General features: G+C 57.1%; 21 protein-coding genes. 12 read left to right on the top strand and 9 right to left on the bottom strand.

Annotated elements, in window-relative coordinates:
• The first annotated feature begins 444 nt into the window (after positions 1–444).
• The 3 genes from pntA to PGR29_RS00495 all read left to right on the top strand — a co-directional run bounded on the left by pntA (position 445) and on the right by PGR29_RS00495 (position 3,693).
• Positions 445–1,974, top strand: a complete 1,530-nt coding sequence (pntA, locus tag PGR29_RS00485) for a Re/Si-specific NAD(P)(+) transhydrogenase subunit alpha (protein WP_113374689.1) — start codon at positions 445–447, stop codon at positions 1,972–1,974.
• 10 nt (positions 1,975–1,984) lie between these two features.
• Positions 1,985–3,373 carry a Re/Si-specific NAD(P)(+) transhydrogenase subunit beta gene (gene pntB / locus PGR29_RS00490; protein WP_020078971.1) on the top strand — a complete coding sequence of 463 codons (1,389 nt, stop codon included), beginning with the start codon at positions 1,985–1,987 and terminating at the stop codon, positions 3,371–3,373.
• Between the two features lie 131 nt (positions 3,374–3,504).
• The gene (locus PGR29_RS00495; protein WP_045392396.1) at positions 3,505–3,693 is read left to right on the top strand and encodes a YdiH family protein; all 189 of its coding nucleotides are present in this window, start codon (positions 3,505–3,507) and stop codon (positions 3,691–3,693) included.
• 136 nt (positions 3,694–3,829) lie between these two features.
• Here the strand turns inward: PGR29_RS00495 and uspE are convergent, their stop codons facing one another.
• The 3 genes from uspE to ogt form a co-directional block, all read right to left on the bottom strand.
• Positions 3,830–4,780 (bottom strand): universal stress protein UspE, encoded by a 951-nt coding sequence (gene uspE, locus PGR29_RS00500; RefSeq protein ID WP_045392393.1) that lies wholly within the window; start codon positions 4,778–4,780, stop codon positions 3,830–3,832.
• A 151-nt stretch (positions 4,781–4,931) separates the two neighbouring features.
• Positions 4,932–5,684, bottom strand: coding sequence for a fumarate/nitrate reduction transcriptional regulator Fnr (gene fnr / locus PGR29_RS00505; protein ID WP_004862555.1), 753 nt, complete (start codon positions 5,682–5,684; stop codon positions 4,932–4,934).
• 194 nt (positions 5,685–5,878) lie between these two features.
• The gene (ogt, locus tag PGR29_RS00510) at positions 5,879–6,394 is read right to left on the bottom strand and encodes a methylated-DNA--[protein]-cysteine S-methyltransferase (RefSeq protein ID WP_113374690.1); all 516 of its coding nucleotides are present in this window, start codon (positions 6,392–6,394) and stop codon (positions 5,879–5,881) included.
• A gap of 452 nt (positions 6,395–6,846) precedes the next feature.
• Here ogt and PGR29_RS00515 point away from each other — a divergent pair, with 452 nt between their 5' ends.
• Positions 6,847–6,966, top strand: a complete 120-nt coding sequence (locus PGR29_RS00515) for a phosphatidate cytidylyltransferase (RefSeq protein ID WP_087858541.1) — start codon at positions 6,847–6,849, stop codon at positions 6,964–6,966.
• A 32-nt stretch (positions 6,967–6,998) separates the two neighbouring features.
• On the opposite strand, the gene abgT is transcribed toward PGR29_RS00515, so the two are convergent.
• From abgT to PGR29_RS00530, 3 genes are all read right to left on the bottom strand, one after another.
• A complete protein-coding gene (gene abgT, locus PGR29_RS00520) occupies positions 6,999–8,525 on the bottom strand; it encodes a p-aminobenzoyl-glutamate transporter (protein WP_316423829.1) in 1,527 nt (508 codons plus the stop codon).
• A 115-nt stretch (positions 8,526–8,640) separates the two neighbouring features.
• The gene (locus tag PGR29_RS00525) at positions 8,641–10,086 is read right to left on the bottom strand and encodes a M20 family metallopeptidase (protein ID WP_316423830.1); all 1,446 of its coding nucleotides are present in this window, start codon (positions 10,084–10,086) and stop codon (positions 8,641–8,643) included.
• Positions 10,086–11,396: a M20 family metallo-hydrolase gene (locus PGR29_RS00530; protein ID WP_316423831.1), complete on the bottom strand. Its 1,311-nt coding sequence runs from the start codon at positions 11,394–11,396 to the stop codon at positions 10,086–10,088. Before PGR29_RS00530 ends, PGR29_RS00525 begins: the two co-directional genes overlap by 1 nt.
• Positions 11,397–11,562: 166 nt before the next feature.
• On the opposite strand from PGR29_RS00530, the gene PGR29_RS00535 reads away from it, so the two are divergent.
• Both PGR29_RS00535 and smrA read left to right on the top strand, forming a co-directional pair.
• The gene (locus tag PGR29_RS00535) at positions 11,563–12,471 is read left to right on the top strand and encodes a LysR family transcriptional regulator (protein WP_316423832.1); all 909 of its coding nucleotides are present in this window, start codon (positions 11,563–11,565) and stop codon (positions 12,469–12,471) included.
• 102 nt (positions 12,472–12,573) lie between these two features.
• Positions 12,574–13,137, top strand: a complete 564-nt coding sequence (gene smrA / locus PGR29_RS00540) for a DNA endonuclease SmrA (RefSeq protein ID WP_163331373.1) — start codon at positions 12,574–12,576, stop codon at positions 13,135–13,137.
• On the opposite strand, the gene PGR29_RS00545 is transcribed toward smrA, so the two are convergent.
• Positions 13,134–13,940, bottom strand: coding sequence for an IclR family transcriptional regulator domain-containing protein (locus PGR29_RS00545; protein WP_015366809.1), 807 nt, complete (start codon positions 13,938–13,940; stop codon positions 13,134–13,136). The two genes, smrA and PGR29_RS00545, sit on opposite strands and share 4 nt — an antisense overlap.
• 167 nt (positions 13,941–14,107) lie before the next feature.
• Between PGR29_RS00545 and PGR29_RS00550 the strand changes: the two genes are divergently transcribed.
• From PGR29_RS00550 to pcaC, 6 genes are read left to right on the top strand one after another with little or no spacing between them, the layout of a single operon-like run.
• Positions 14,108–14,794, top strand: a complete 687-nt coding sequence (locus tag PGR29_RS00550) for a 3-oxoacid CoA-transferase subunit A (RefSeq protein ID WP_032707939.1) — start codon at positions 14,108–14,110, stop codon at positions 14,792–14,794.
• A gap of 10 nt (positions 14,795–14,804) precedes the next feature.
• The gene (locus PGR29_RS00555) at positions 14,805–15,461 is read left to right on the top strand and encodes a 3-oxoacid CoA-transferase subunit B (RefSeq protein WP_087858510.1); all 657 of its coding nucleotides are present in this window, start codon (positions 14,805–14,807) and stop codon (positions 15,459–15,461) included.
• A 10-nt stretch (positions 15,462–15,471) separates the two neighbouring features.
• Positions 15,472–16,674, top strand: a complete 1,203-nt coding sequence (pcaF, locus tag PGR29_RS00560) for a 3-oxoadipyl-CoA thiolase (RefSeq protein ID WP_113374695.1) — start codon at positions 15,472–15,474, stop codon at positions 16,672–16,674.
• A gap of 9 nt (positions 16,675–16,683) precedes the next feature.
• Positions 16,684–18,036, top strand: a complete 1,353-nt coding sequence (locus PGR29_RS00565; protein WP_213794750.1) for a 3-carboxy-cis,cis-muconate cycloisomerase — start codon at positions 16,684–16,686, stop codon at positions 18,034–18,036.
• Complete coding sequence (pcaD, locus tag PGR29_RS00570; protein ID WP_316423833.1) at positions 18,026–18,793, top strand: 3-oxoadipate enol-lactonase; 768 nt, start codon at positions 18,026–18,028, stop codon at positions 18,791–18,793. The genes PGR29_RS00565 and pcaD overlap by 11 nt, the downstream gene beginning before the upstream one ends.
• Positions 18,783–19,172, top strand: a complete 390-nt coding sequence (gene pcaC / locus PGR29_RS00575) for a 4-carboxymuconolactone decarboxylase (RefSeq protein ID WP_015705266.1) — start codon at positions 18,783–18,785, stop codon at positions 19,170–19,172. Before pcaD ends, pcaC begins: the two co-directional genes overlap by 11 nt.
• A gap of 485 nt (positions 19,173–19,657) precedes the next feature.
• Here pcaC and PGR29_RS00580 read toward each other — a convergent pair whose 3' ends face one another.
• Together PGR29_RS00580 and fumA are read right to left on the bottom strand one after the other, a co-directional pair.
• The gene (locus PGR29_RS00580) at positions 19,658–21,274 is read right to left on the bottom strand and encodes a mechanosensitive ion channel family protein (protein WP_316423834.1); all 1,617 of its coding nucleotides are present in this window, start codon (positions 21,272–21,274) and stop codon (positions 19,658–19,660) included.
• Positions 21,275–21,423: 149 nt separating this feature from the next.
• A complete protein-coding gene (gene fumA, locus PGR29_RS00585; RefSeq protein ID WP_316423835.1) occupies positions 21,424–23,076 on the bottom strand; it encodes a class I fumarate hydratase FumA in 1,653 nt (550 codons plus the stop codon).
• Between the last annotated feature and the right edge of the window lie 26 nt (positions 23,077–23,102).

A 23,102-nucleotide genomic window follows, 5' to 3' on the forward strand; every position in this document is an offset into this window, starting at 1 on the left:
AACAACGTAACTGTCTGCGTCATTTTTCACTTCCCGCCCGAATCGTTCGTTACAAAAATATAACAAATACTGATATGTTGAAAAAACAGCCCCTTGAACAGCAAAATCGATAATCAATATCACTTTTATAAGTTAACGTAATGTTAATGCAATGATACTGGCGGTAATAAATGGCGAATTAATCCCAAAGGTGAGCGAATTATCAGGTTCTGGCATAAAATTAAGGCAAATATTGCTGCCTGACGCAGTCAGGACTAATTTTTCTCAATAAAATCAAAAATTCTGTTTTAACGATGTAGATCACAATCGGTATTTTCAGTAGGTTATAAAAAGTTTGTTACTGTTTCATTTTCCAGATGAATACCTGTGCGGCGTTTTTGCGCCGCCGCTGGCGCATTTGTGAAAAAAATAAACCATCATCAAAAACCGATGGAAGGGAAAACTATGCGAATTGGGATACCAAAAGAGAGCTTAGCTCAGGAAACCCGGGCCGCTGCGACGCCGAAGACGGTCGAGCAGCTGCTTAAGCTCGGGTTTAGCGTGGCGGTCGAGAGCGGAGCCGGGAAACTGGCGAGCTTCGACGATGAAGCCTTCGAACAGGCGGGCGCGGAAATCGTCAGCGCGGATAACGTCTGGCACTCCGACGTCATCCTCAAGGTTAATGCGCCGAGCGATGCGGAAATTGCGAAGCTCAACCCGGGCACTACGCTGGTGAGTTTCATCTGGCCGGCGCAGAATCCGGATCTCATGGAAAAGCTGGCCGCGCGCGGTATCAACGTGATGGCGATGGACTCGGTGCCGCGTATTTCCCGCGCCCAGTCGTTAGATGCGCTGAGTTCGATGGCCAACATCGCTGGTTATCGCGCGATTGTCGAAGCGGCGCACGAATTCGGTCGTTTCTTTACCGGGCAGATCACCGCGGCAGGTAAAGTACCGCCGGCGAAGGTGATGGTAATCGGCGCAGGCGTTGCCGGCCTGGCGGCGATTGGCGCGGCGAACAGCCTCGGCGCCATCGTCCGCGCCTTCGATACCCGTCCGGAAGTGAAAGAACAGGTGCAGAGTATGGGCGCCGAGTTCCTTGAACTGGACTTTAAAGAAGAAGCGGGCAGCGGCGACGGTTATGCCAAAGTCATGTCTGAAGCCTTTATCAAAGCCGAAATGGCGCTGTTCGCCGCACAGGCTAAAGATGTCGATATCATTGTCACCACCGCGCTGATCCCGGGTAAACCGGCGCCGAAGCTGATTACCCGCGAAATGGTTGACTCCATGAAGTCGGGCAGCGTAGTCGTCGACCTGGCGTCGCAAAACGGCGGCAACTGTGAATACACCGTGCCGGGCGAAGTCGTGACCACCGCTAATGGCGTGAAAATTATCGGTTATACCGACCTGCCGGGTCGTCTGCCGACGCAATCTTCTCAGCTCTACGGCACTAACCTGGTAAACCTGCTGAAGCTGCTGTGCAAGGATAAAGACGGGAATATCACCATCGATTTCGACGATGTGGTGGTACGTGGCGTTACCGTGGTCCGCGAGGGCGAAATTACCTGGCCGGCACCGCCGATTCAGGTATCCGCGCAGCCTCAGGCGGCGACGAAAACCGTCGAAGCGCCAAAAGAGGAGGCCAAACCAGGTTCGCCGTGGCGTAAATACGCGCTGATGGCGCTGGCGATTATCCTCTTTGGCTGGCTGGCGAACGTCGCGCCGAAAGAGTTTCTTGGTCACTTTACCGTCTTCGCGCTCTCCTGCGTAGTCGGCTACTACGTGGTGTGGAACGTGTCGCACGCGCTGCACACGCCGCTCATGTCGGTAACCAACGCCATTTCAGGGATTATTGTCGTTGGGGCATTGCTGCAGATAGGGCACGGCGGCTGGGTCAGCTTCTTGAGCTTTATCGCGGTGCTGATCGCCAGCATTAATATTTTTGGTGGTTTCACCGTCACTCAGCGCATGCTGAAAATGTTCCGCAAAAACTAAGGGGTAGCACATGTCTGGAGGATTAGTTACAGCTGCATACATTGTTGCCGCTATTCTGTTTATCTTTAGCCTTGCGGGGCTGTCAAAGCACGAAACGTCGAAGCAGGGGAACCTGTACGGCATCGCCGGGATGGCGATTGCGCTGATTGCCACCATTTTTGGGCCGGACAGCGGTAACGTCGGCTGGATCATCGTGGCGATGGTTATCGGCGGGGCGATTGGTATCCGTCTGGCGAAGAAAGTCGAAATGACCGAGATGCCGGAGCTGGTGGCGGTGCTGCATAGCTTCGTTGGTCTGGCGGCGGTGCTGGTTGGCTTCAACAGCTATCTCGACCACGGACCGGGCCTCGATCAGGTGCTGGCGAATATTCACCTGACCGAAGTATTCCTCGGTATCTTTATCGGCGCCGTAACCTTCACGGGCTCGATCGTTGCCTTTGGTAAGCTGCGCGGCAAAATTTCGTCAAAACCGCTGATGTTGCCGAATCGCCACAAGCTGAACCTGGCGGCGCTGGTCATTTCCTTCCTGCTGCTGGTGGCCTTCGTGCGTACCGATAGCACCGGAACCCAGGTACTGTGCCTGCTGGTGATGACCATTATCGCCCTGGCGTTCGGCTGGCACCTGGTGGCGTCTATCGGCGGCGCGGATATGCCAGTCGTGGTATCGATGCTGAACTCCTACTCCGGTTGGGCGGCGGCGGCGGCGGGCTTCATGCTCAGCAACGACCTGCTGATCGTGACCGGCGCGCTGGTTGGTTCTTCCGGTGCCATCCTCTCCTACATTATGTGTAAGGCGATGAACCGTTCGTTTATCAGCGTTATCGCCGGCGGTTTCGGCACCGATGGCGGCAGTTCCAGCGGCGATGAAGAAGTCGGTGAGCATCGTGAAATCAGCGCTGAAGAAACGGCGGAAATGCTGAAAAACTCGCATTCGGTGATCATCACCCCGGGCTACGGTATGGCGGTGGCGCAGGCGCAGTATCCGGTCGCGGAAATCACTGAGAAGCTGCGTGCGCGCGGTATCAAGGTGCGCTTCGGGATCCACCCGGTCGCCGGGCGACTGCCGGGGCACATGAACGTGCTGCTGGCGGAAGCGAAGGTTCCGTATGACGTGGTGCTGGAAATGGACGAAATCAACGATGATTTCGCCGATACCGATACCGTACTGGTGATCGGCGCGAACGACACCGTCAACCCAGCGGCGCAGGACGATCCGAAGAGCCCGATCGCCGGTATGCCGGTGCTGGAAGTGTGGAAGGCGCAGAACGTGGTGGTCTTCAAACGTTCGATGAACACCGGCTATGCTGGCGTGCAGAATCCGCTGTTCTTCAAAGAGAACACCCACATGCTGTTTGGCGACGCTAAAGCCAGCGTGGATGCCATTCTGAAAGCGCTGTAATAGCGCAACGCTCTAAGCCGTCTCTGTTGAGACGGCTTTTTTATATAGGCAGTGAAACCATGATTTTGCTCATAAAGTGAACGGTGATGGGTGTTATACTATGCCTGTTTTTTCACCACACTGAGGATATTATGGATACCGAGTTAACCCCCACGCAGATGGCCATCGAGTACCTGCGCCGCGACACTTCCGTTATGACCCCCGCGCAGTACCTGAAGAAGCTCAAACTCCTCGAGCTCGAGTTTGCCGATCTGATGTCGCTTTCATCGATGGAGCTGAAAGAAGAGATCGACCTGGCCTGGCGTTTAGGTATCCACTAACGCATTCTGTAAGTTTATTAAATTAGCGTTGATATCCGGGGCCGTAAGGCCCTTTTTCTTTTTTGCGGGCGCGGCAAAAAAATCCCCCGGCGGGCGGGGGACGTTAGATAATATTTCAAACCTGATGAGACGACTGTTAGTCGTCGTCTTCATCGTCCAGTTCTACTGGAGTTTGATAAGCTTCAGGTTTCAGCACCAGCAGGTCGCAGCGCAGGTGATCGATAACCTGTTCCGCGGTATTGCCGAGAAACGCGGCAGAGATGCCGGTGCGGCCAACGGTGCCCAGCACCACAATCCCGGCCTGCAGGTGTTCAGCTAAATCAGGGATAACCTCTTCAGGCAGCCCTTTCTCTACGTGGGTGCGGCTTTCATCAATGCTGAATTTCTGGCGCAGCGCTTTCATTGCCAGTAGATGCTGGCCGCGAATCGCATCGTTATAGATGCTCGGGTCAAAATCAGGTAATTCAATGGCGATGTTGATAGGCGTCACCGGATAGGCGCCAACCAGATGTACTTCGGTATGATTAACCTGATCGGCGAGGGCGATGGTCTCCCGCACCAGTTTTTCATTGAGGGCGTTGTGATAGTTCTCTTCACTGGCCAGATTAACCGCCACCAGCGCTTTACCGCCTTCCGGCCAGGGCTGATCTTTAACCATCCACACCGGACATGGACATTTGCGCAGCAGGTGCCAGTCGGTCGGCGTGAAGATGACCGCTTCGAGTTTGTCGTGCTGATGGGCCATTTTCAGCAGCAGGTCGTGTTTATCGCTGATGATTTCCTGAATGATGGCTTCAAAGGGGCGGTTGTGCCATACCACTTTGATATCGATTGGCACCCCGGATTCAATATAAAACTTGGCCTGTTCACGGATCCAGGCGCTGCGTTGGCTAATCACGCCCTGGCGCATCGCCGTCCGCTCGTCGGGCGACAGCAGGGTGGTCATTTCGTAGGAAAAATCATAGATCGGCAAAAAGGCTTTGATGCGTCCACCAATCCGTTGGTGCAGATACACCGCGCGCCGTAATGCAGGCTGGTCGTCCTGGTTAGGGTCGATTACTACCAGCATGTTCTGATACTTCGCCATACAGGGTCTCCTTACAGCTGTAGCTACAGTCAGTATTTAAAAAGATAACCTATATGGATGAATTGAAACAGGGGATGACCCTGGCCAGATCAACAAATTAGAAAAAAATGTCGATCCGGCACAAGGTAGAAGAAAGTATAGCGGAGATAAATCAGGCGACGTTGCGCGCCTGGCCTGCCAGTTGCGCCAGCAGATCGCTGTTTTCGATGGTGATATATTTCCCTTTCACCGCCAGCATACCGCTTTTCTGGAAACGACCGAGCAGACGGCTGATGGTTTCTACCGTCAGGCCCAGATAGTTGCCGATGTCGCCACGCGTCATGGTCAGGCGGAACTCACGTGGTGAGAAGCCGCGCTGCGCGAAACGGCGGGACAGGTTGTAGATAAACGCCGCCAACCGTTCTTCTGCGTTCTTTTTGGAAAGCAACAGGATCATGTCCTGATCGCCTTTGATCTCGCCGCTCATCAGGCGCATCATCTGCTGACGCAGGTTCGGCATTTTACCGGAAAGATCATCCAGCGTTTCGAACGGAATTTCGCATACCATCGAGGTTTCCAGCGCCTGCGCAAAGCTTGGGTGCAGGGCGGTGCCAATGGCGTCAAAACCGACCAAATCACCCGCCAGATGGAAGCCAGTAATCTGCTCATCGCCTTGTTCGGTGATGGTGTAGCTTTTGATGGTCCCTGAACGGATAGCGTACAGCGACTTCAGCTCATCACCCGCTTTGAACAGGGTTTGCCCTTTCTGAATAGGCTTCTTGCGCTCGATGATATTATCAAGCTGATCCAGCTCATGTTCGTTCAAAGTAAAGGGGATGCAGAGCTGGCTAATGCTGCAATCCTGACAATGGATTGCACAACCACCAGACTGAATGCGTCGTATAATTCGCTTTTCCGGGATCATATGTCTGCTCAAGCTTTAATTGATATTGGTCAATTTTAACATCTTTTTGAGGAGCAAGTAAGTCTCGAAACCCGGAAAGACGTAATATTAGAAGGGTAAATATATCACTCGCCATATCTCTTTGATAATAAGAAAATTATTAGGCGATTAATTATTGTAAAGTTACCTGTAATTTCCAAAAAAGGCATTATCTGTCAAAGCAGCAAATAGCCCTCATGGCGCAATAACCACTCTTTTCGCTGTACGCCCCCGGCGTAGCCGGTCATGGTGCCGTTACGGCCAATCACGCGATGGCAGGGAACCACGATGCTGACCGGATTGGAACCATTTGCCGCACCGACCGCGCGTGCTGCGCCTGGACGGCCAAGAACCTCGGCTAACTGACCGTAGTGCATGACTTGTCCGCAGGGAATCGTACGCAGCGCTTGCCACACCTGGCGTTGAAACGGCGTACCGCCGGTTGCGGTCGGCAGGGTATCGATAATCGCAAGATCGCCGTCGAAGTATTGCTGCAGCTTCGCGCCCAGCCCGCCCGGATCGCGCGCATCAACGCGATTATAACCCTCGTGACGGTAGTGGATGTCCAGCAGTTGCTCCATACGATCACGGTGCTGATCCCATTCCACGGCGCGCAGGTTAAATTGTTCATCGCAAATGACCCACAACGGCCCCAGCGGGGTGTCGATTTTATCTTGCAGCAGCGTCAGCATCGGTCTTCCTTCTACGAGGTTATTTCGCCAAGGGCACACCATATCATGACGTGCGGCCTGCAAACTATACCTCCGAAAGGTCAGCAAATAATGAAACCTGTACTATTAATTTATAAATACGAATCGCAGTCATTTAAATTCAGTCATTCCATTGCCCGATCGCAAATTGCAGGAATAAAGGAAGGGGTGAAGTAATGTTTATTTTTGCATTAACTACCAGGCGCGCCGTGAAGGGCATTTTGCTACCTTTGTCTGGCGGCGAATTTCCCTGTGCGGAGAAGCGTTCAGTTCAAATTCCTATGCAGTTTGTCATACGCACGCGGATTAGTGTGAACTGGCTAATCCACCGGGAGGCACCCGGCGCCGCAGATAAATATACAGGCATTCCTTGAGTCAATTATTTTTCCAGCGCTTTGGCGCTGGTTTTTTTTAACCAACAGAAAGGTGGCGATATGCAATACATATTAACGGGGGTTGTTGTGTTGATTATCAGTGGGTTAGCTATCAATTTGCTGTCGGTGGTCATCGAAAGCCTGTATAAAACGTTCCTGCATCGCAGCACATCGCGTTAACGCCCGCAGGCCCTCCCTGGCCTGTCGCTGCGTTAGGGTAAGCGTGGATAAATACCTGGGCCAATCGGTAGCCCTACCAGATACCAGCCCACCAGCAGCAGTAGCCAGACGGCTAAGAAAATGAGCGGGTAGGGTAATACCAGCGAATAGTAGGTGCCCAGTCTGGCTTCGGGCCGGTAGCGCTGTAAAAAGCCGAGAAACAGCGGCACAAACGGCGATACCGGCGCGAGCGGCAGCACGGAAGAGTCAGCGATACGAAACAGGATCTGCGCAAACGCCGGGTGAAAGCCCAGCAGCATGAACATTGGTACAAAAATGGGCGCCAGAATCGACCAGATAGCCGAACCGCTGGCGATAAACATACACAAAAACGCCGACAGCAGCGCCAGGCCGACAAACGCCGGCACGCCATTCATTCCCGCGCTTTCCAGCACATCGGTTAGACCAACGGCCATGAATTTACCCATATTGCTCCAGTTAAACATGGCGACAAACTGGGCCAGCGGGAAGACCATCACGATAAATCCGGCCATCTCCTTCATCGGCTCGATCATTAACTGCGGCAGGTCAGCCTGACGGCGAATTTTGCCGGTAGCGATGCCGTAAGCCAAAGACACGACAAAAAAGAAAAAGATAATCAGCGGCACAATCCCTTTAATAAAGGGCGAGGGCATCACGGTATGTTTGATGGGATCGCGCAGGATGCCGTTTTCCGGCACCACCATCAGCGCAATAACCGCCACAAACAGCAGCGCCGCGATACCGGCAATACGCAGCCCGAACCGCTGTTCCGCCGTCAGCGTCTGCAGCGTTTCATCGCTCTTACCCTGCCACTTTCCTAACCGTGGCTCGACCAGTTTATCGGTGATTAATCCGCCGACCAGCGTCAGAACGATGACTGAGGTGGCCATGAAATACCAGTTGTCGATAACGCTAACATGCAGCGAGGCATCAAGCGTTTTCGCCGCTTCGGTACTGATACCAGAGAGCAACACGTCGGTGGTGACAATAAGTAAATTTGCCGTAAACCCGCAGCCGACGCCGGCGATTGCCGCCAGCAAACCGGCTACCGGATGGCGGCCGACGGCGAGAAACATTAACGCCCCCAGCGGCGGCATAATGACCAGCGCCGCATCGGAAGAGATGTGGCTGAAGAAGGCGATAAATAACACCATGTAACTGGCGTAACGCGCGCTAACGTGCGATGACATCTTGACCATCAGCGACGGCAGCAGGCCGACCCGTTCGGCAAAACCAGCGCCGAGCACCAGCGCCAGAATCGCCCCCAGCGGCGCGAAGCCGCTAAAGTTTTTAATCACGTTTGGCAGAAACCAGTGCAGCCCTTCAACGCTGAGCAGATTCTTTACCACCACTCGCGAACCGTCGGTAGGGTTCTGTACGCCGACGTTTAGCGCCGACAAAATGGCGGTGGCGGCCATCAGCGCGACGATCAGATAGATAAACAGCAAAAATGGATGCGGAACCTTATTACCTATTTTTTCAACCCAGCCATACAGCTTACCGGTGGGGGAATGCGACGGTATGGATGACATACTCATGGGCGTTCCTCAGTTGTCGTTGTTGTGTTGGTTGCGGCATGCCTCATGGGTTGTCAGCTGTTGTTTTTATTGGCGATTGCCATGCGCTGTACGCTATTCCAGAGGCTAGTTTTTCTTATTTTAAAATTGATGGTACGACGTCACGCGGGATCGGGCACTGATATGGGCTAACCGCCAGTACCTGAGCCAGTTCCTGCTGGCTTGCTTCGAGTAACGGCCTGTCGCTGAACAAACGAATCGCCGTTGCTCCCAGTATCTTACCCGCCAGCAGCATCCCTTTATGGGCGATAGAGGTTCTTCCCTGGCTTACCAGTTGCCAGCTGTGCAGCGGCGTACCGATGGCGAAGCAGGGGCTAAAACACTGGGCCACCGGCGCTTTCCAGCTCACGTCGCCGACGTCGGTAGAGCCGGCCAGCACGTTTTCCGTCGCCGCCCACGGCGCGACTTCATCAATCAACACCGTGTCGTGATGGCGGCGGGCAAACGCTTTTCCTTCTTCACCGCTGGTGCCGGCAATATTCTTCAGGCTGTTATTTATATCGTTCACGCCGAGCGTGGCGCGAATATCCGCCGCGAAAGCGCGCTCTTCGTTACTCCATTGCGGCGTACCGTAATGACACACGGCCTGATACATTGCCGCTTCCAGCGTGCGATTGGGGAGATAGCTGGAACAGGCTTTTTTAAAACGACAGCTGACGCTGGTTTCGGTCATCAGCGCGGCGCCCTGGGCGATTTTCTCAATGCGGGCGAAGATTTGCTGCACGTCGGCCATTTCCGGAGCGCGAATTAAATACAGCACTTCAGCCTGCGCCTGCACCACGTTGGGCGACACGCCACCGGTATCCGTAATGGCGTAGTGCACACGCGCTTTCTCGATAATATGCTCATTGAGGAAGTTACTGCCGGTGGTCATCAGCGTGACGGCGTCCAACGCGCTACGCCCAAGATGCGGTGAGTTTGCCGCGTGGGCGGCGGTTCCGGTAAAGCGCCACGCCGCCTGAATATTGGCCAGCGTGCTGGTGCTGAACATCCCGGCCCAGGCTTCCGGATGCCAGGTGAGGGCGGCGTCGATATCATCGAATAGTCCCTCGCGCACCATAAAGGTTTTACCCGAACCGCCTTCTTCGCCCGGGCAGCCATAAAAGCGCAGGGTGCCCGAGCCGCCATGCTGCTGCAGCCACTGTTTCGCAGCGACGGCGGCGGCGAACGCCGCGGTGCCGAGGAGATTATGCCCACAGCCGTGGCCGTTTTCCCCCGGCGTCGCGGATGTTGGTTCAGCACTGTGCGCCTGTTGGCTGAGACCTGCCAGCGCATCAAACTCGCCGAGCAGGGCGATAACCGGTTTACCCTCGCCAAAGCTGGCGATAAACGCATTGGGGATTCCACCAGCGTTACGGCTTAGCTGAAAGCCTTCCGCTTCCAGCGCGTCGGCCAACCGCGCGGCGGACCAGAATTCCTGGAAGCGGGTTTCCGGATGATCCCAGATATCATCGGCAATAGCGCAAAAATCGTCGCGTCGCGATTCAATGATGTCATCAACAAATTGATAGATCTTTTCCATCACACGCCTCGCTGCCAGGGAAAGTTGAGCGCGATGCGCGCCAGCGTCTCGACCGCGATGGTCATCACGCCTTCGTCGAAATCAAATTTCTCATTGTGATGTCCGGCGCTCAGTTCAGTACCGAAAATCATGTATGAAGCCAGCCCGCCGCGCTCCTGTACCCGCGCCATCATCAAAGTGGCATCTTCGGATCCCGCCGGCGCGGCAATATGATCGACCGCCTCTACCACCCCCGGCACCTGTGCTGCCTGCTCACGCAGGTATCGCACCCACGCCGGAGAGGGCGCGCTGGAGGTCGCCGCGCCCATGAGCCGAAGTTCATAGCGGGCTTCATACATCGCTGCGGCGCCGGCAATCACATTTTGCGCCCGCTCAAACACATACTGGTTGATAGCTTCCGTCTCGCCGCGGGTTTCCACTTTTATCAGCGCGGAAGAAGGGACCACGTTGCGCCCGGTGCCGGCCTGCATAACACCGACGTTAACCCGTGAGGCGCCGGCGCTGTGCGGCGCGATGGCGTGCAGGGCGAGGGCGGCCTGCGCGGCGGCCAGTAGCGCGTTGCGCCCATCTTCCGGTTTGCCGCCGGCGTGAGCGGCGACGCCCTCGAATTGCACGTCGAATTTGGTGGTCGCCATAAAGTTGTCACCGCCGCAGACCACGGTGCCGCTGGGGACGCCGGTGCCGATATGAATGGCGGTAAAGTAGTCCACGTTATCGAGCACGCCTGCCGCCACCATCGCGCGCGCGCCGCGGGTACCTTCTTCGGCAGGCTGGAAAATCAGCTTGATGATCCCGTTGAGCCGATCGGCATACTGCTGTAGCACATGCGCTAAACCCAGCCCAATGGCGGTATGGCCGTCATGGCCGCAGGCGTGCATCATCCCGGCGTTGCAGGAGGCGAAACCCGCGCGATGCGGGCGATGGCAATCGTCGTGTTGTTCGTTAAGATCGAGCGCGTCCATATCGACGCGAAACGCCAGCGTCGGGCCGGGGCGGCCGGTGTCCAGGGTGGCGACGACGCCGGCGAATCCGCCTTCAAAAGCCGTTAGCCAACGTTCCGGCGCTCCCTGTTCGCGGGCTCGCTGGAATGCCTGTGCCAGGGTGGCGTCGTCGGGCAGCCCCATCCGGCTGTCGGCATCAATAACGTCGCGCCCCAGCGCCAGTTGATAACCGAGGCCGTCTAAGATCTCGGCAACCTTGCTGGCGGTGCGAAATTCCAGCCAGCCGGACTCCGCGTGCAGGTGAAAATCACGACGCCATTGCGTCATTTCCGGCGCCAGTTGGCTGATGAATTCATGAAGTTGCGGCATAACCCTTCCTGTCATAATTAAAAAGTGTGACGGCGTTCACGAAGTGATAGCTTTTGCTTATCACATACGCCTTTCATGCAATCTCCCCCTTAACCTGCCACAGCATGATCGATTACAGTAGATGTCATTTTCTTCTGTCTGATAAGCAATGGTTATCACCTAAAACATGTCATTTCAGATTAAATTTCATCAAATTCGCGCTTTCGTTGAGGTTGCCCGCGAGGGGAGTATTCGCGGCGCCAGCCGGGCGCTTGCTATCTCGCAGCCCGCGTTGACCAAAGCGATTAAAGAGCTGGAAGAAGGGCTTTCCGCCCAACTGTTTGTCCGCCGCAGCCAGGGGGTGGCGCTGACGGAAAACGGCGAAAGTTTTTATCAACATGCGAGCCTGATCCTTGAAGAGCTTCGGGCGGCGCAGGATGAACTGCTGCAGCGTCAGGGCGAGCAGGCCGGGCAGATTAATATTGGTCTCGGCGCCAGCGTCGCCCGGTCGCTGATGCCATCGGTGATTTGCCGCTTTCATCAGCAGCATCCGCTGGTGAAGGTACGGATCATGGAAGGGCAACTCCTGGCGATGATTAATGAACTGCGGCAGGGTGAGCTTGATTTCACTATCAACACCTACTATCCCGGCCCGTACGATCATGAATTTAGCTTTGAAAAACTGTTTGAGAAACCGTTCGCGGTATTCGCCCGCGCCGGACATCCGGCGGCGCGCGCCACTTCCCTGACTGAATTGCTCGAACACCACTGGACGATGCCAACGCCGCGCGGTAGCTACTTTAAACAACTGCAGGAGATGTTTAACCAGGCCGGGCTGGCGCCCAAGGTCGATATCGTGTGTGAAACCTTCTCTTCGTGCATCAGTCTGGTGGTGAAGAGCGATTTCCTCAGCATTCTGCCGGTAGAGCTCGGAAACGATCCGATGATGGCGGATAAACTGGTGATGATTCCCATACGTGAAACGTTGCCCAGGGCAACCTACTACCTGATTCAGCGGCGCGATACGCGACCAACGCCGTTAACGGCTTCGTTAATCACCTTGTTTCGTCGTCAAAGCCGTCAATTGTTTCCTTAAAAATCCTGCGTGGGGCTATTTGCCGGCAGTGGCGGCTAAACGCGTTGAGGGGGAGGCGCGAGGCGGCTATAGTAGCAGGCGATAGCCGCTGGAGGAGAGACCATGAACCTTGACGACAAATCCCTGTTTCTTGACGCCATGGAGGATGTCCAGCCTCTGAAACGCAATAATGACGTACACTGGCACCGTGAGCGCAACGTGCGCGCCCCGCAGCGTATCGATACCCTGCAGCTCGATAATTATCTGACCACCGGCTACCTCGATATTGTGCCGCTCGCCGTGCCGCTGGAGTTCAAACGTGACGGGCTGCAAAGCGGAGTGCTGGAAAAGCTGCGGCGCGGAAAATACAGCCAGCAGGCAAGTCTGTCGCTCCTGCGCCAGCCGGTCGAACAGTGTCGGCAAATGCTGTTCGCCTTCGTGATACAGGCGCAAAAAGAGGGGCTGCGTAATTTACTTATCATCCACGGCAAAGGCCGTGATGACCAGGCCCATGCCAATATTATTCGCAGCTACCTGGCGCGCTGGCTGCCAGAGTTGCCCGAGGTACAGGCGTTTTGCGCCGCGCTACCGCACCACGGCGGCAGCGGCGCTTGTTACGTGGCGCTGCGTAAATCCGAACAGGCTAAGCAGGAGAACTGGGAGCTGCACGCTAAACGCAGCCGCTAGCGCAGCAGCAGCGTTAGCTCGCGGGCGGCTTTTTGTAATTCCGGCAGCACTCTGTCCAGCATTTCGCGGGTCGACATCTGGCCCGCGTGAACCCCGACGTTCAGCGCTGCTTCCACCTGTCCCTGCGGGTTATATAGCGGTACCGCCAGCGAACGCAGCCCCATTTCCAGTTCCTGATCGTTCAACGCATATCCCTGCTGATGCACGCGTTTTAGCTCCGCGCGCAGCTTATTCACCGAATCTACCGTCTGCGGGGTGTAGCGAATCATCGTCACCCGGCCCAGCATGTCGTTCAGCCGTTCTTCCGGCTGATGGCTTAACAGCACGCGCCCCATGGAGGTCGCCCACGCCGGCAGGCGGCTGCCGATATCAAGATCGATCGTCATAATTCGCGAACTGGAGGCGCGGGCGATATACAGGATATCGTCGCCATCAAGGGTGGCGATTGAGCAGGACTCATTGAGCATTTCGCTCAGATGTTTGAGCACCGGCTGCGCCGAGCGCGCCAGCGGCGTTGAGGCCAGCCAGGCGTGACCAAGGGCAAGTATCCGTGGACGCAGCTGGAAATTCTTACCGTCTTCGGCGTAGACGAATCCCAGTTTGCTTAAGGTATACAGGCAGCGCCGTACCGCCGCGCGAGGAATGCCGGTTTTCTGGCTGATCTGCGAAATCGACAGCACCGGGCGCTGCGGGGTAAAAGCCTGAATGACTTCCAGCCCCCGCGCCAGCGACGCCATAAAGTTCGGGTCGCCCTTAAACGGATCGCCGTCGCCCGCCACTACATCATCTGGATGCTTGTCCATTTTGTTCTCCGTATTTGCCATCGATCACATTCTTTCGCTAAAGATATACGATGTTCGATTATCGCACCATATTTCGATTATCGCCCTTGACCAGCATCGTTAAGCGGGTCACATTTTGTGCGAACAACGCATATAAGTGCGATTACCGCACGTTAAGGAGCGACCTGATGATTGATAAAAGCGTGTCGACGCTGAGTGAGGCCATTGCCGGGATCCACGACGGCGCGACCATCATGATTGGCGGATTTGGCCCCGCCGGGCAGCCGACGTACCTGATTGATGCTCTGATTGAACAGGGCGCCCGCGACCTAACCATTATTAATAACAACGCGGGCAATGGCGAAGTGGGGCTGGCGGCGCTGCTCAAAGCCGGACGGGTGCGCAAAATGATCTGCTCATTCCCGCGTCAGGTGGATTCACAAATTTTCGATGACCTCTATCGCCGCGGCAAGGTTGAGCTGGAACTGGTGCCGCAGGGCAATCTGGCGGCGCGGATCCAGGCCGCTGGAGCGGGTCTCGGTGCGGTCTTTACCCCGACCGGCTACGGCACGCCGCTGGCGGAAGGCAAAGAAACCCGCGAAATCGACGGCCGCCACTATGTGCTTGAGTATCCGATTAAAGCCGATTTTGCTCTTATTAAAGCCCATCAGGGCGACCGCTGGGGCAACCTGGTATACCGCAAAGCGGCGCGCAACTTCGGCCCGATTATGGCGACCGCCGCCAAAACTACCATTGTTGAAGTCTCGCAGCTGGTCGCCCTTGGCGAACTCGACCCGGAAAACATCATCACCCCGGGGATTTTCGTCCAGCGCGTATTCTCGCTGGAAAATCTGTCCGTCGCGCAAAGCGCCTGAGGAGCCGAACATGCAAAAACTGACTCGTGACGAAATGGCCCAGCGCGTCGCCCGCGATATTCCAGAAGGCGCTTACGTAAACCTCGGTATTGGCCTGCCAACCCGTATCGCCAACTATCTACCTGCCGATAAAGAGGTGTTCCTGCACAGTGAAAACGGGCTACTGGGAATGGGGCCGAAGCCGCAGTCCGGCGAAGAGGACCCGGAACTGATCAACGCGGGTAAAGAGTATGTCACTCTGCTGCAGGGAGGCTGTTTTTTCCACCATGGCGACTCCTTCGCCATGATGCGCGGCGGGCATCTCGATATCTGCGTGCTGGGCGCCTATCAGGTTTCCGCCAGCGGCGATCTCGCTAACTGGAGCACCGGCGCGCCGGATTCGATCCCGGCGGTCGGAGGGGCGATGGATTTGGCTATCGGCGCCCGCCAGGTGTTTGTGATGATGGACCATCTGACCCGCGATGGCGAATGCAAACTGGTCGAACAGTGCAGCTACCCGCTGACCGGCGTCGGGTGTGTCAGCCGTATCTATACCGATCTGGCGGTCATCGATATTACCGACCGCGGCCCGGTGGTGCGTGAAATCTTTAACGGTCTCTCATTTGAAGAGCTACAGCGCATCACTCCGGTGGCGCTGACTTTTGAACAACTGGCGGAAAGCGCGTAAGGAACCTATGATGAATCAGGCATTTATCTGTGATGCGGTACGTACGCCGTTTGGCCGTTTTGGCGGCGCATTATCGAGTATGCGCGCTGACGATCTGGCGGCGCTGCCGCTGAAAGCGCTGCTGGAGCGTAATCCGGGTCTCGATCCGGCGCTAATTGACGATGTTATCTACGGCTGCGCCAACCAGGCCGGAGAAGATAACCGTAACGTGGCGCGTATGGCGTTGTTGCTGGCCGGGCTGCCGCAGAGCGTTCCCGGCAGCACGATTAACCGCCTGTGCGGCTCGAGCCTTGATGCGATCGGCGTCGCGGCGCGGGCGATTAAAAGCGGCGAAACTCAACTGATGATCGCCGGTGGGGTGGAGAGTATGTCGCGCGCGCCGTTTGTGATGGGGAAAGCCGAGAGCGCCTTTAGCCGCTCGATGCAAATGGAAGATACCACCATTGGCTGGCGTTTTATTAACCCGCAGATGAAAGCGTTGTACGGCGTGCACTCGATGCCCGAAACCGCGGAAAACGTCGCCGATGAGTTCGCCATTTCTCGCGCCGACCAGGACGCTTTTGCGCTTCGTAGCCAGCAGCGTACCGCCGCGGCGCAGGAGGCGGGGCGTTTCGCCGATGAACTGATCGCCGTGTCGGTACCGCAACGCAAAGGGGAGCCGCTGCGCTTCAGCCGCGATGAACACCCGCGCAGCACCTCGCTGGAAGCCCTGGCTAAACTGCGCGGCGTGGTTCGCGCCGACGGCAGCGTTACCGCCGGTAACGCCTCCGGCGTCAATGACGGCGCCTGCGCGCTGCTGTTGGCCAGTGAACAGGCGATGTCGGCGAATGATTTACAGCCGCTGGCGCGAGTTGTCGGCGTGGCGACGGCGGGGGTGGCGCCGCGAATTATGGGCTTCGGCCCGGCGCCGGCGGTGCGTAAGGTGCTGGCGCAAACCGGGCTGACGCTGGCGCAGATGGACGTCATCGAACTGAATGAGGCTTTTGCCGCGCAGGCGCTGGCGGTTACCCGTGATTTAGGTCTGCCGGATGATGCCGCCCACGTTAACCCCAACGGCGGGGCCATCGCGTTGGGCCATCCGCTGGGGGCTTCCGGCGGGCGTCTGGCGATGACCGCCGCTTATCAGTTGAAGCGTACCGGCGGCCGCTATGCGCTGTGCACCATGTGTATCGGCGTGGGCCAGGGGATTGCGCTGATTATTGAACGCGTTTAAGGAGTCGCGATGAGTTTGTTGACCCCCATGTTGCGCAGCAGTCCGCTAACCGACTGGTTTAGCGATGCGCAGCGGGTACAGGGCATGCTGGATTTCGAAGCCGCGCTGGCGCAGGCGCAGGCCGACTGCGGGCTGGTGCCGCAGACGGCAGTCTTGCCGATAGTCAACGCCTGCCGGCATGCGCTTATTGATTTCGACGCGCTTGGACAGGCTGCGGCCAGCGCCGGCAATCTGGCTATTCCGCTGGTCAAACAGCTGACCGCGCGGGTGAAAGCACAGGATCCGGACGCCGCGCGCTATGTCCATTGGGGCGCCACTAGCCAGGACGCTATCGATACCGGCTTTGTTCTGCAACTGCGCGGCGCGCTAGCGGCGACGGATAGCCTGCTACAAAGCCTGATTGACGCGCTTGCCGAACAGGCCCAGCGCTATCAACATACGGTGATGCCGGGACGCACCTGGATGCAACATGCGCTACCGGTCACCTTTGGCCTTAAACTGGCGGGGACGCTGGATGCGCTGTTGCGCTGGCAGCAGCGGTTGATTGAGATGCGCCCACGGGTGCTGGCGCTGCAGTTTGGCGGCGCGGCGGGCACGCTTGATTCATTGAAACAGCAGGCGCCGCAGGTGGCGCAGGCATTGGCGCAAACCCTTGACCTACAATTGCCGGATACGCCATGGCATAGCCAGCGTGACCGTTTCCTCGAGGTCGGCGCCTGGTTCGCTGGCGTTTGCGGTACCTTGGGAAAATTCGCCAATGATTTTTCGCTGCTGATGCAAACCGAGGTCGCTGAAGTCGGCGAACCGCTGGCGGAAGGGCGCGGGGGCTCCTCGACCATGCCGCACAAACGTAACCCGGTCTCCTGCGCGGCGATTTTAACCGCGGCGCAGCGCACGCCGGGGCTGGTCGCCACCCTTTACGCCGGTCAAATCCAACAGCATGAGCGCGCGCTCGGCGGCTGGCAGGCCGAATGGGAAACGCTACCGGAACTGATCATGCTGGTGGGCGGGGCGCTGGCGCAAACCGACATGCTGGTGCGCGAGATGCAGGTTTTCGTGCATAAGATGCGTGCCGACCTTGATATTACCCACGGGCTGATTATGGCGGAAGCGGTGACCCTGGCGCTGGCGGAGTTTATCGGCAAAGCCGAGGCGCATCATCGTGTAGAAGCGCTGTGCCGCCAGGCTCTGGACAGTCACGGTTTACTTGTCGATCTGCTGGCGGCTGACCCGCAGGTCAGTCAGTATCTCTCCCGCGAACGTTTAAACTCGCTACTGGATCCGGCAACGGCCACCGGTAGCGCCGAACGCTTTGTGCGCCAGGTACTGGCGCGTTATCAGGAGCAACATCATGAATCTTGATTATCAACTCGACGGGCCGGAAGGCGCGCCAGTTATCGTGCTGTCGAACTCGCTTGGCACCACGCGCGCCATGTGGCAACCGCAAATGGAGGCCCTGACGGCGAATTTTCGCGTACTGCGTTATGACACCCATGGCCATGGTAAAACGACGAAAAACGGCAAGGTGACCCTGGCGCAACTGGGCGAAGACGTACTTGCGCTGCTCGATCACCTTAATATCGGTAAGGCGCTGTTTTGCGGTATTTCGATGGGCGGGCTGACGGGATTATGGCTGGCGCGCTTTGCGCCGGAACGTTTTTACGCGGTGGCGGTGGCTAATACCGCGGCGCGGATCGGCGATCAGTCGGGCTGGCTTTCCCGCGCCCGCGCGGTGCGTCAGGAAGGGATGGATGTGGTTGCCGCAGGGGCGGCGGACCGTTGGTTTACTGATAATTTCCGCCAGCGCGCGCCGGATGTGGTCGAGGCGTTATGTCACCAACTGACCCATAGCGACGCTGAAGGCTACTCCGCCTGCTGCGAAGCCCTGGCGGCGGCAGACCTGCGGGGAGAGGTCGGGCAAATTTCGATTCCGGTGCTGATTATTGCCGGGGAAAGTGACCCTGTCACGACTGTCGCCGACGCTAACTTCCTGCATCAGCAGATTGCCGATTCACAGGTGGTGGTGGTGCGCGCGTCGCATCTGTCGAATATCGAAGCGCCAGCCGCCTTTAACGCCGCGCTGAACGGCTTTTTGCTGGGGGAGCAAAATGGAAGATAAACAACGTTATCAGCAGGGAATGGAGGTTCGCCGCAAGGTATTAGGCGATGCTCACGTTGACCGTACTCTGCAGAATCTGACGCCGCTGAACGAGGAGTTTCAGGATTTCATCACTCGTTACGCCTGGGGAGAAACCTGGACCCGTCCGGGTCTCGATCACCATACCCGCAGCATGATCACCATCGCCATGCTGATTGCGCTGAACCGCGAGGCGGAACTTAAGATGCATCTGCGCGCCGCCTTTAATAATGGCGTGACCCGTGATGAGCTGAAAGAGTTGATTATGCATTCGGCGCTGTACTGCGGTTTACCGGCGGCGAACGCCACGTTGCATCTGGCGCAGCAGGTGTTTGCCGAAATCGACGCCGCGCAGGCGTAGCGGGGAACTGCTTCGCGGCGCTGATTTGTTGTCGATGCGGTTGTTGATACTGTTATCGTTGGCAACTTTTTAGCTTCAGAAAAGCGTTTATCCCGTTTCGCTCCAGAGCATCTTGCGCTCCCGGTTAATTCTTCTGCAATATGTTTTCCGTGGCGCAGGGAGCGCACAGGGGGCGGCCAGTCGCCGCCGCCCCCTGTACCCCCAGGCTCTGGCCGCCAAAATCGCCACTTCGTGGTACCTTCGACTTATCCCGGCAGGCTTCGGGTCGGGCCGAGGCAGCGTCCTTGCAAAACACGGCCCTCAGCCCGCATCCATGCGGGCTGCCCCGGCCTTCCGGGAACGTCTCAGCGATTTTGAGGCCACCAACACCGGCAGTTGCAGCCAGCATGGGGAATAAATTAAAGGCAGGCTGCACGGATCGTAGGCCGGATAAGCGCAGCGCCATCCGGCATTACCTGATGAAGCTGCGTCGGCGTGGGATGATGTTACCTGTCGCGCTCCTGCGGCGCGACGGCCGGGGCGGTATACCAATCCTCTTTGGCGACCACCACCGCGCCTTTCGGTTGCATGACAAAATTGGGCGACATAATCTGTACGCCAAACTCGTTAAATACATCGATAATGCTGCTGTGCAGCGCGTTGCGCCCCTCCGGCAGCGTCGTTTCCGGCAACAGCCGCACCTGCAGTTCATACGACGTATACCAGTCGAGCAATCCCAGTTTGCGAACTACCGGCGCCACCTGATGATCCACTCCATGGGCGCGGTGGGCCGCCAGTTCCAGCATCGCCTGTACCTGCCGCCACGGCGTGTCGTAACCAATGGTCACGCCGGTGGTAAGGTTGATTCCCTGTTGCGGGTCACTGGCGCTGAGATTGGTTATTTTACCGCTGACCACCACCGCGTTCGGCAGGGTGACAATATAGTTCTCGCGGGTCAGGATTTTGGTCGCCAGCATGCCGATCTCGCTGACCTGGCCTTCGTTATCGGCGATGCGGATCCAGTCGCCTTTATGCAGCGCGCGGGTATAAATCAGCACCAGTCCGCTCATGGCGTGATTCATCACCCCCGCTGAGCCCAGCGTCAACATCAGGCCGAAGAACACGCTAATCCCCTTGAAGGCCAGAGAGTTTGCGCCAGGCAGGAAAGGATAGGCGGCGGAGAGCGCAAAGAGCCAGATAACCACGGCGATAAGCTTTCGCGTGGCGCCGACGGTTTCCGGATGCAGGCCGGGGATCTGCAGACGCCCGGCGGCGACCTGATCCAACACCACCTTCAGCAGGCGGATGATAAACCACGTAATCAGAAAGATAAGCAGTACGATCATCAATCCCGGCAGCGCCGACACGATGGACAGCGAAATATCACGAATTACTCCTACCGACCACTCACCGAGCGATTCTCCCCATACCCGGGTCCACGGAAACAGGCTGAATACCCAACTCAGCCAGACATAACCCGCCAGTACCCCAAGCAGTATGACCAGCAGCGCGTATAACCGGCTTTCAATGTTGCCGAGAAAACGCCGCCAGTTATGTGGGATCATGCTGCGTTTTTCGAGGATCCGCAGATGGAAAAAGCGCCGTACTCGACGCCACGAACGGAACGCGAGATAACCAGCCAGGGCGAGGAGCAACGCGCCGGCGGCGGATTTTAGCGTCGCCAGCAGCAGATAGCGGGTATTGTACTGTTCACGCAGCGACGTCCGTTGCGCTTCCATACGGGCAAGAGCGCGCTGCGCCGCCTGATCGAGGCTAAGATCGTCGCCTTCATCAAGGTCGGCCTGGCTTAGCAACATAATAGGTTTGCCATTCATCAGAAACAGCCGCCCCGGCTGGTTGTAGCGGGTGACTGGCACCACCTGCAGCGGCTGACTGATATCGGCCTCGGTGAAGGCGCGTAGCGTATTGCGGATACGCAGAACCCGTTCTTCCGGCGTGGTCTGGCCGAATGTAGCCTGTAGCATGACGATCGGTTGATGGAAAATCGCGACGGTTCGCGCCTGCTCGCGAGCGGTGGGTTGCTGACGAGGTTCTGCCGCCGAAAGCGGAAAGGCCAGCCATAGCAGAAAACACGCCGTTAATAACGCCTGGATCCTGTTCATATGCGACACCGGAAAAGGGGGAATTATTGTTATTTTTCAGCTGGTCAAACTCTGAGCGGCTGCTGGATTGAGCATAGTTCAGCGTCGGGTGAATTCAAGAATAAAGGGGGAGAATACGCCCGACGATGAGCCGCCGGGCGGGGAGGGAATTAGCCGTGTTGTTTACACCCGGCGCACTGCTGATTTTGGATCTGTTGGAAGAAATCGTTACCTTTATCATCAACGAGAATAAAGGCCGGGAAATCTTCGACTTCGATTTTCCAGATAGCTTCCATACCCAGTTCCGGATAGGCCACGCACTCGAGGCTCTTAATGCTCTGTTGCGCGAGGACTGCCGCCGGGCCGCCAATACTGCCGAGGTAGAATCCCCCGTGTTTATGACAGGCATCGGTCACCTGCTGGCTGCGGTTGCCTTTGGCCAGCATCACCATGCTGGCGCCGTGCGAATGCAGCAGATCGACATAAGAATCCATACGTCCCGCGGTGGTCGGGCCGAGGGAACCGGAGGCATAACCGGCCGGCGTTTTGGCCGGGCCGGCATAGTAGATCGGGTGATCTTTCACGTACTGCGGCAGCGCTTCGCCGTTATCGATAAGTTCCTTCAGCTTAGCGTGGGCAATGTCGCGGGCCACGATAATGGTGCCGTTAAGGCTCAGACGCGTGGAGACCGGGTGCGCCGACAGCTGCGTGAGGATCTCGCTCATCGGCTGGTTCAGGTTGATACTAACCACATTGCCTTCGCCCTGCTGGCGCAGGTGTTCAGGAATGTATTTCCCCGGGTTGCTTTCCAGTTTTTCAATCCAGATGCCGTCGCGGTTGATTTTAGCTTTGATATTGCGGTCGGCGGAGCAGGAGACGCCCATGCCGATCGGGCACGAAGCGCCGTGGCGCGGCAGACGGATGACGCGGATATCGTGGGCGAAATATTTCCCGCCGAACTGCGCGCCGAGACCGAGGTTTTGCGCTTCTTGCAGCAGCTCTTGCTCCAGTTGCACATCGCGGAAGGCCTGACCGTGCTCGTTGCCCGCGGTCGGCAGGTCGTCATAGTAGCGGGCGGAAGCCAGCTTAACGGTCTTCAGCGTCGCTTCCGCCGAGGTGCCGCCAATCACAAAGGCGATGTGGTAGGGCGGGCAGGCCGCGGTACCGAGGGTACGCATCTTCTCGACGAGGTAGTTTTTCAGCTTCGCCGGGGTGATTAACGCTTTGGTTTCCTGGTACAGATAGGTTTTGTTGGCGGAACCGCCGCCTTTCGCCATACACAGGAATTTATATTCGTCGCCATCGACGCTGTAGAGATCGATCTGCGCCGGCAGGTTGGTGCCGGTGTTGACCTCTTTATACATATCCAGCGGCGCATTCTGCGAGTAACGCAGGTTGTCTTCCGTATAGGTGTTATAGACGCCCTGCGCCAGCGCGGCTTCATCGCCGCCGCCGGTCCATACGCGCTGGCCTTTTTTACCCATGATGATGGCGGTGCCGGTATCCTGGCAGGTTGGCAGCACGCCTTTGGCGGCGATTTCGGAATTACGCAGGAATTGCAGCGCGACGTATTTGTCGTTTTCGCTGGCCTGCGGGTCGAGCAGGATGGCCGCGACCTGCTGCTGATGTGAGACGCGCAGCATGAAAGCGGCATCGTGGAAGGCCTGCTGCGCCAGCAGGGTTAACGCCTGTGGTTCAACTTTCAATACTTCCTGACCATCGAATTCGGCGACGGAGACGTGCTCTTTGCTGAGCAAATAGTATTCGGTATCGTCATGCGCCATCGGGAACGGGTCTTGATAAACAAAGGGTTTCGTCGACATATTCACATACTCCATAAAGATAAAAA

The organism is Klebsiella sp. 141203 (assembly GCF_032601985.1).
Taxonomy (GTDB): Bacteria; Pseudomonadota; Gammaproteobacteria; order Enterobacterales; family Enterobacteriaceae; genus Klebsiella; species Klebsiella aerogenes.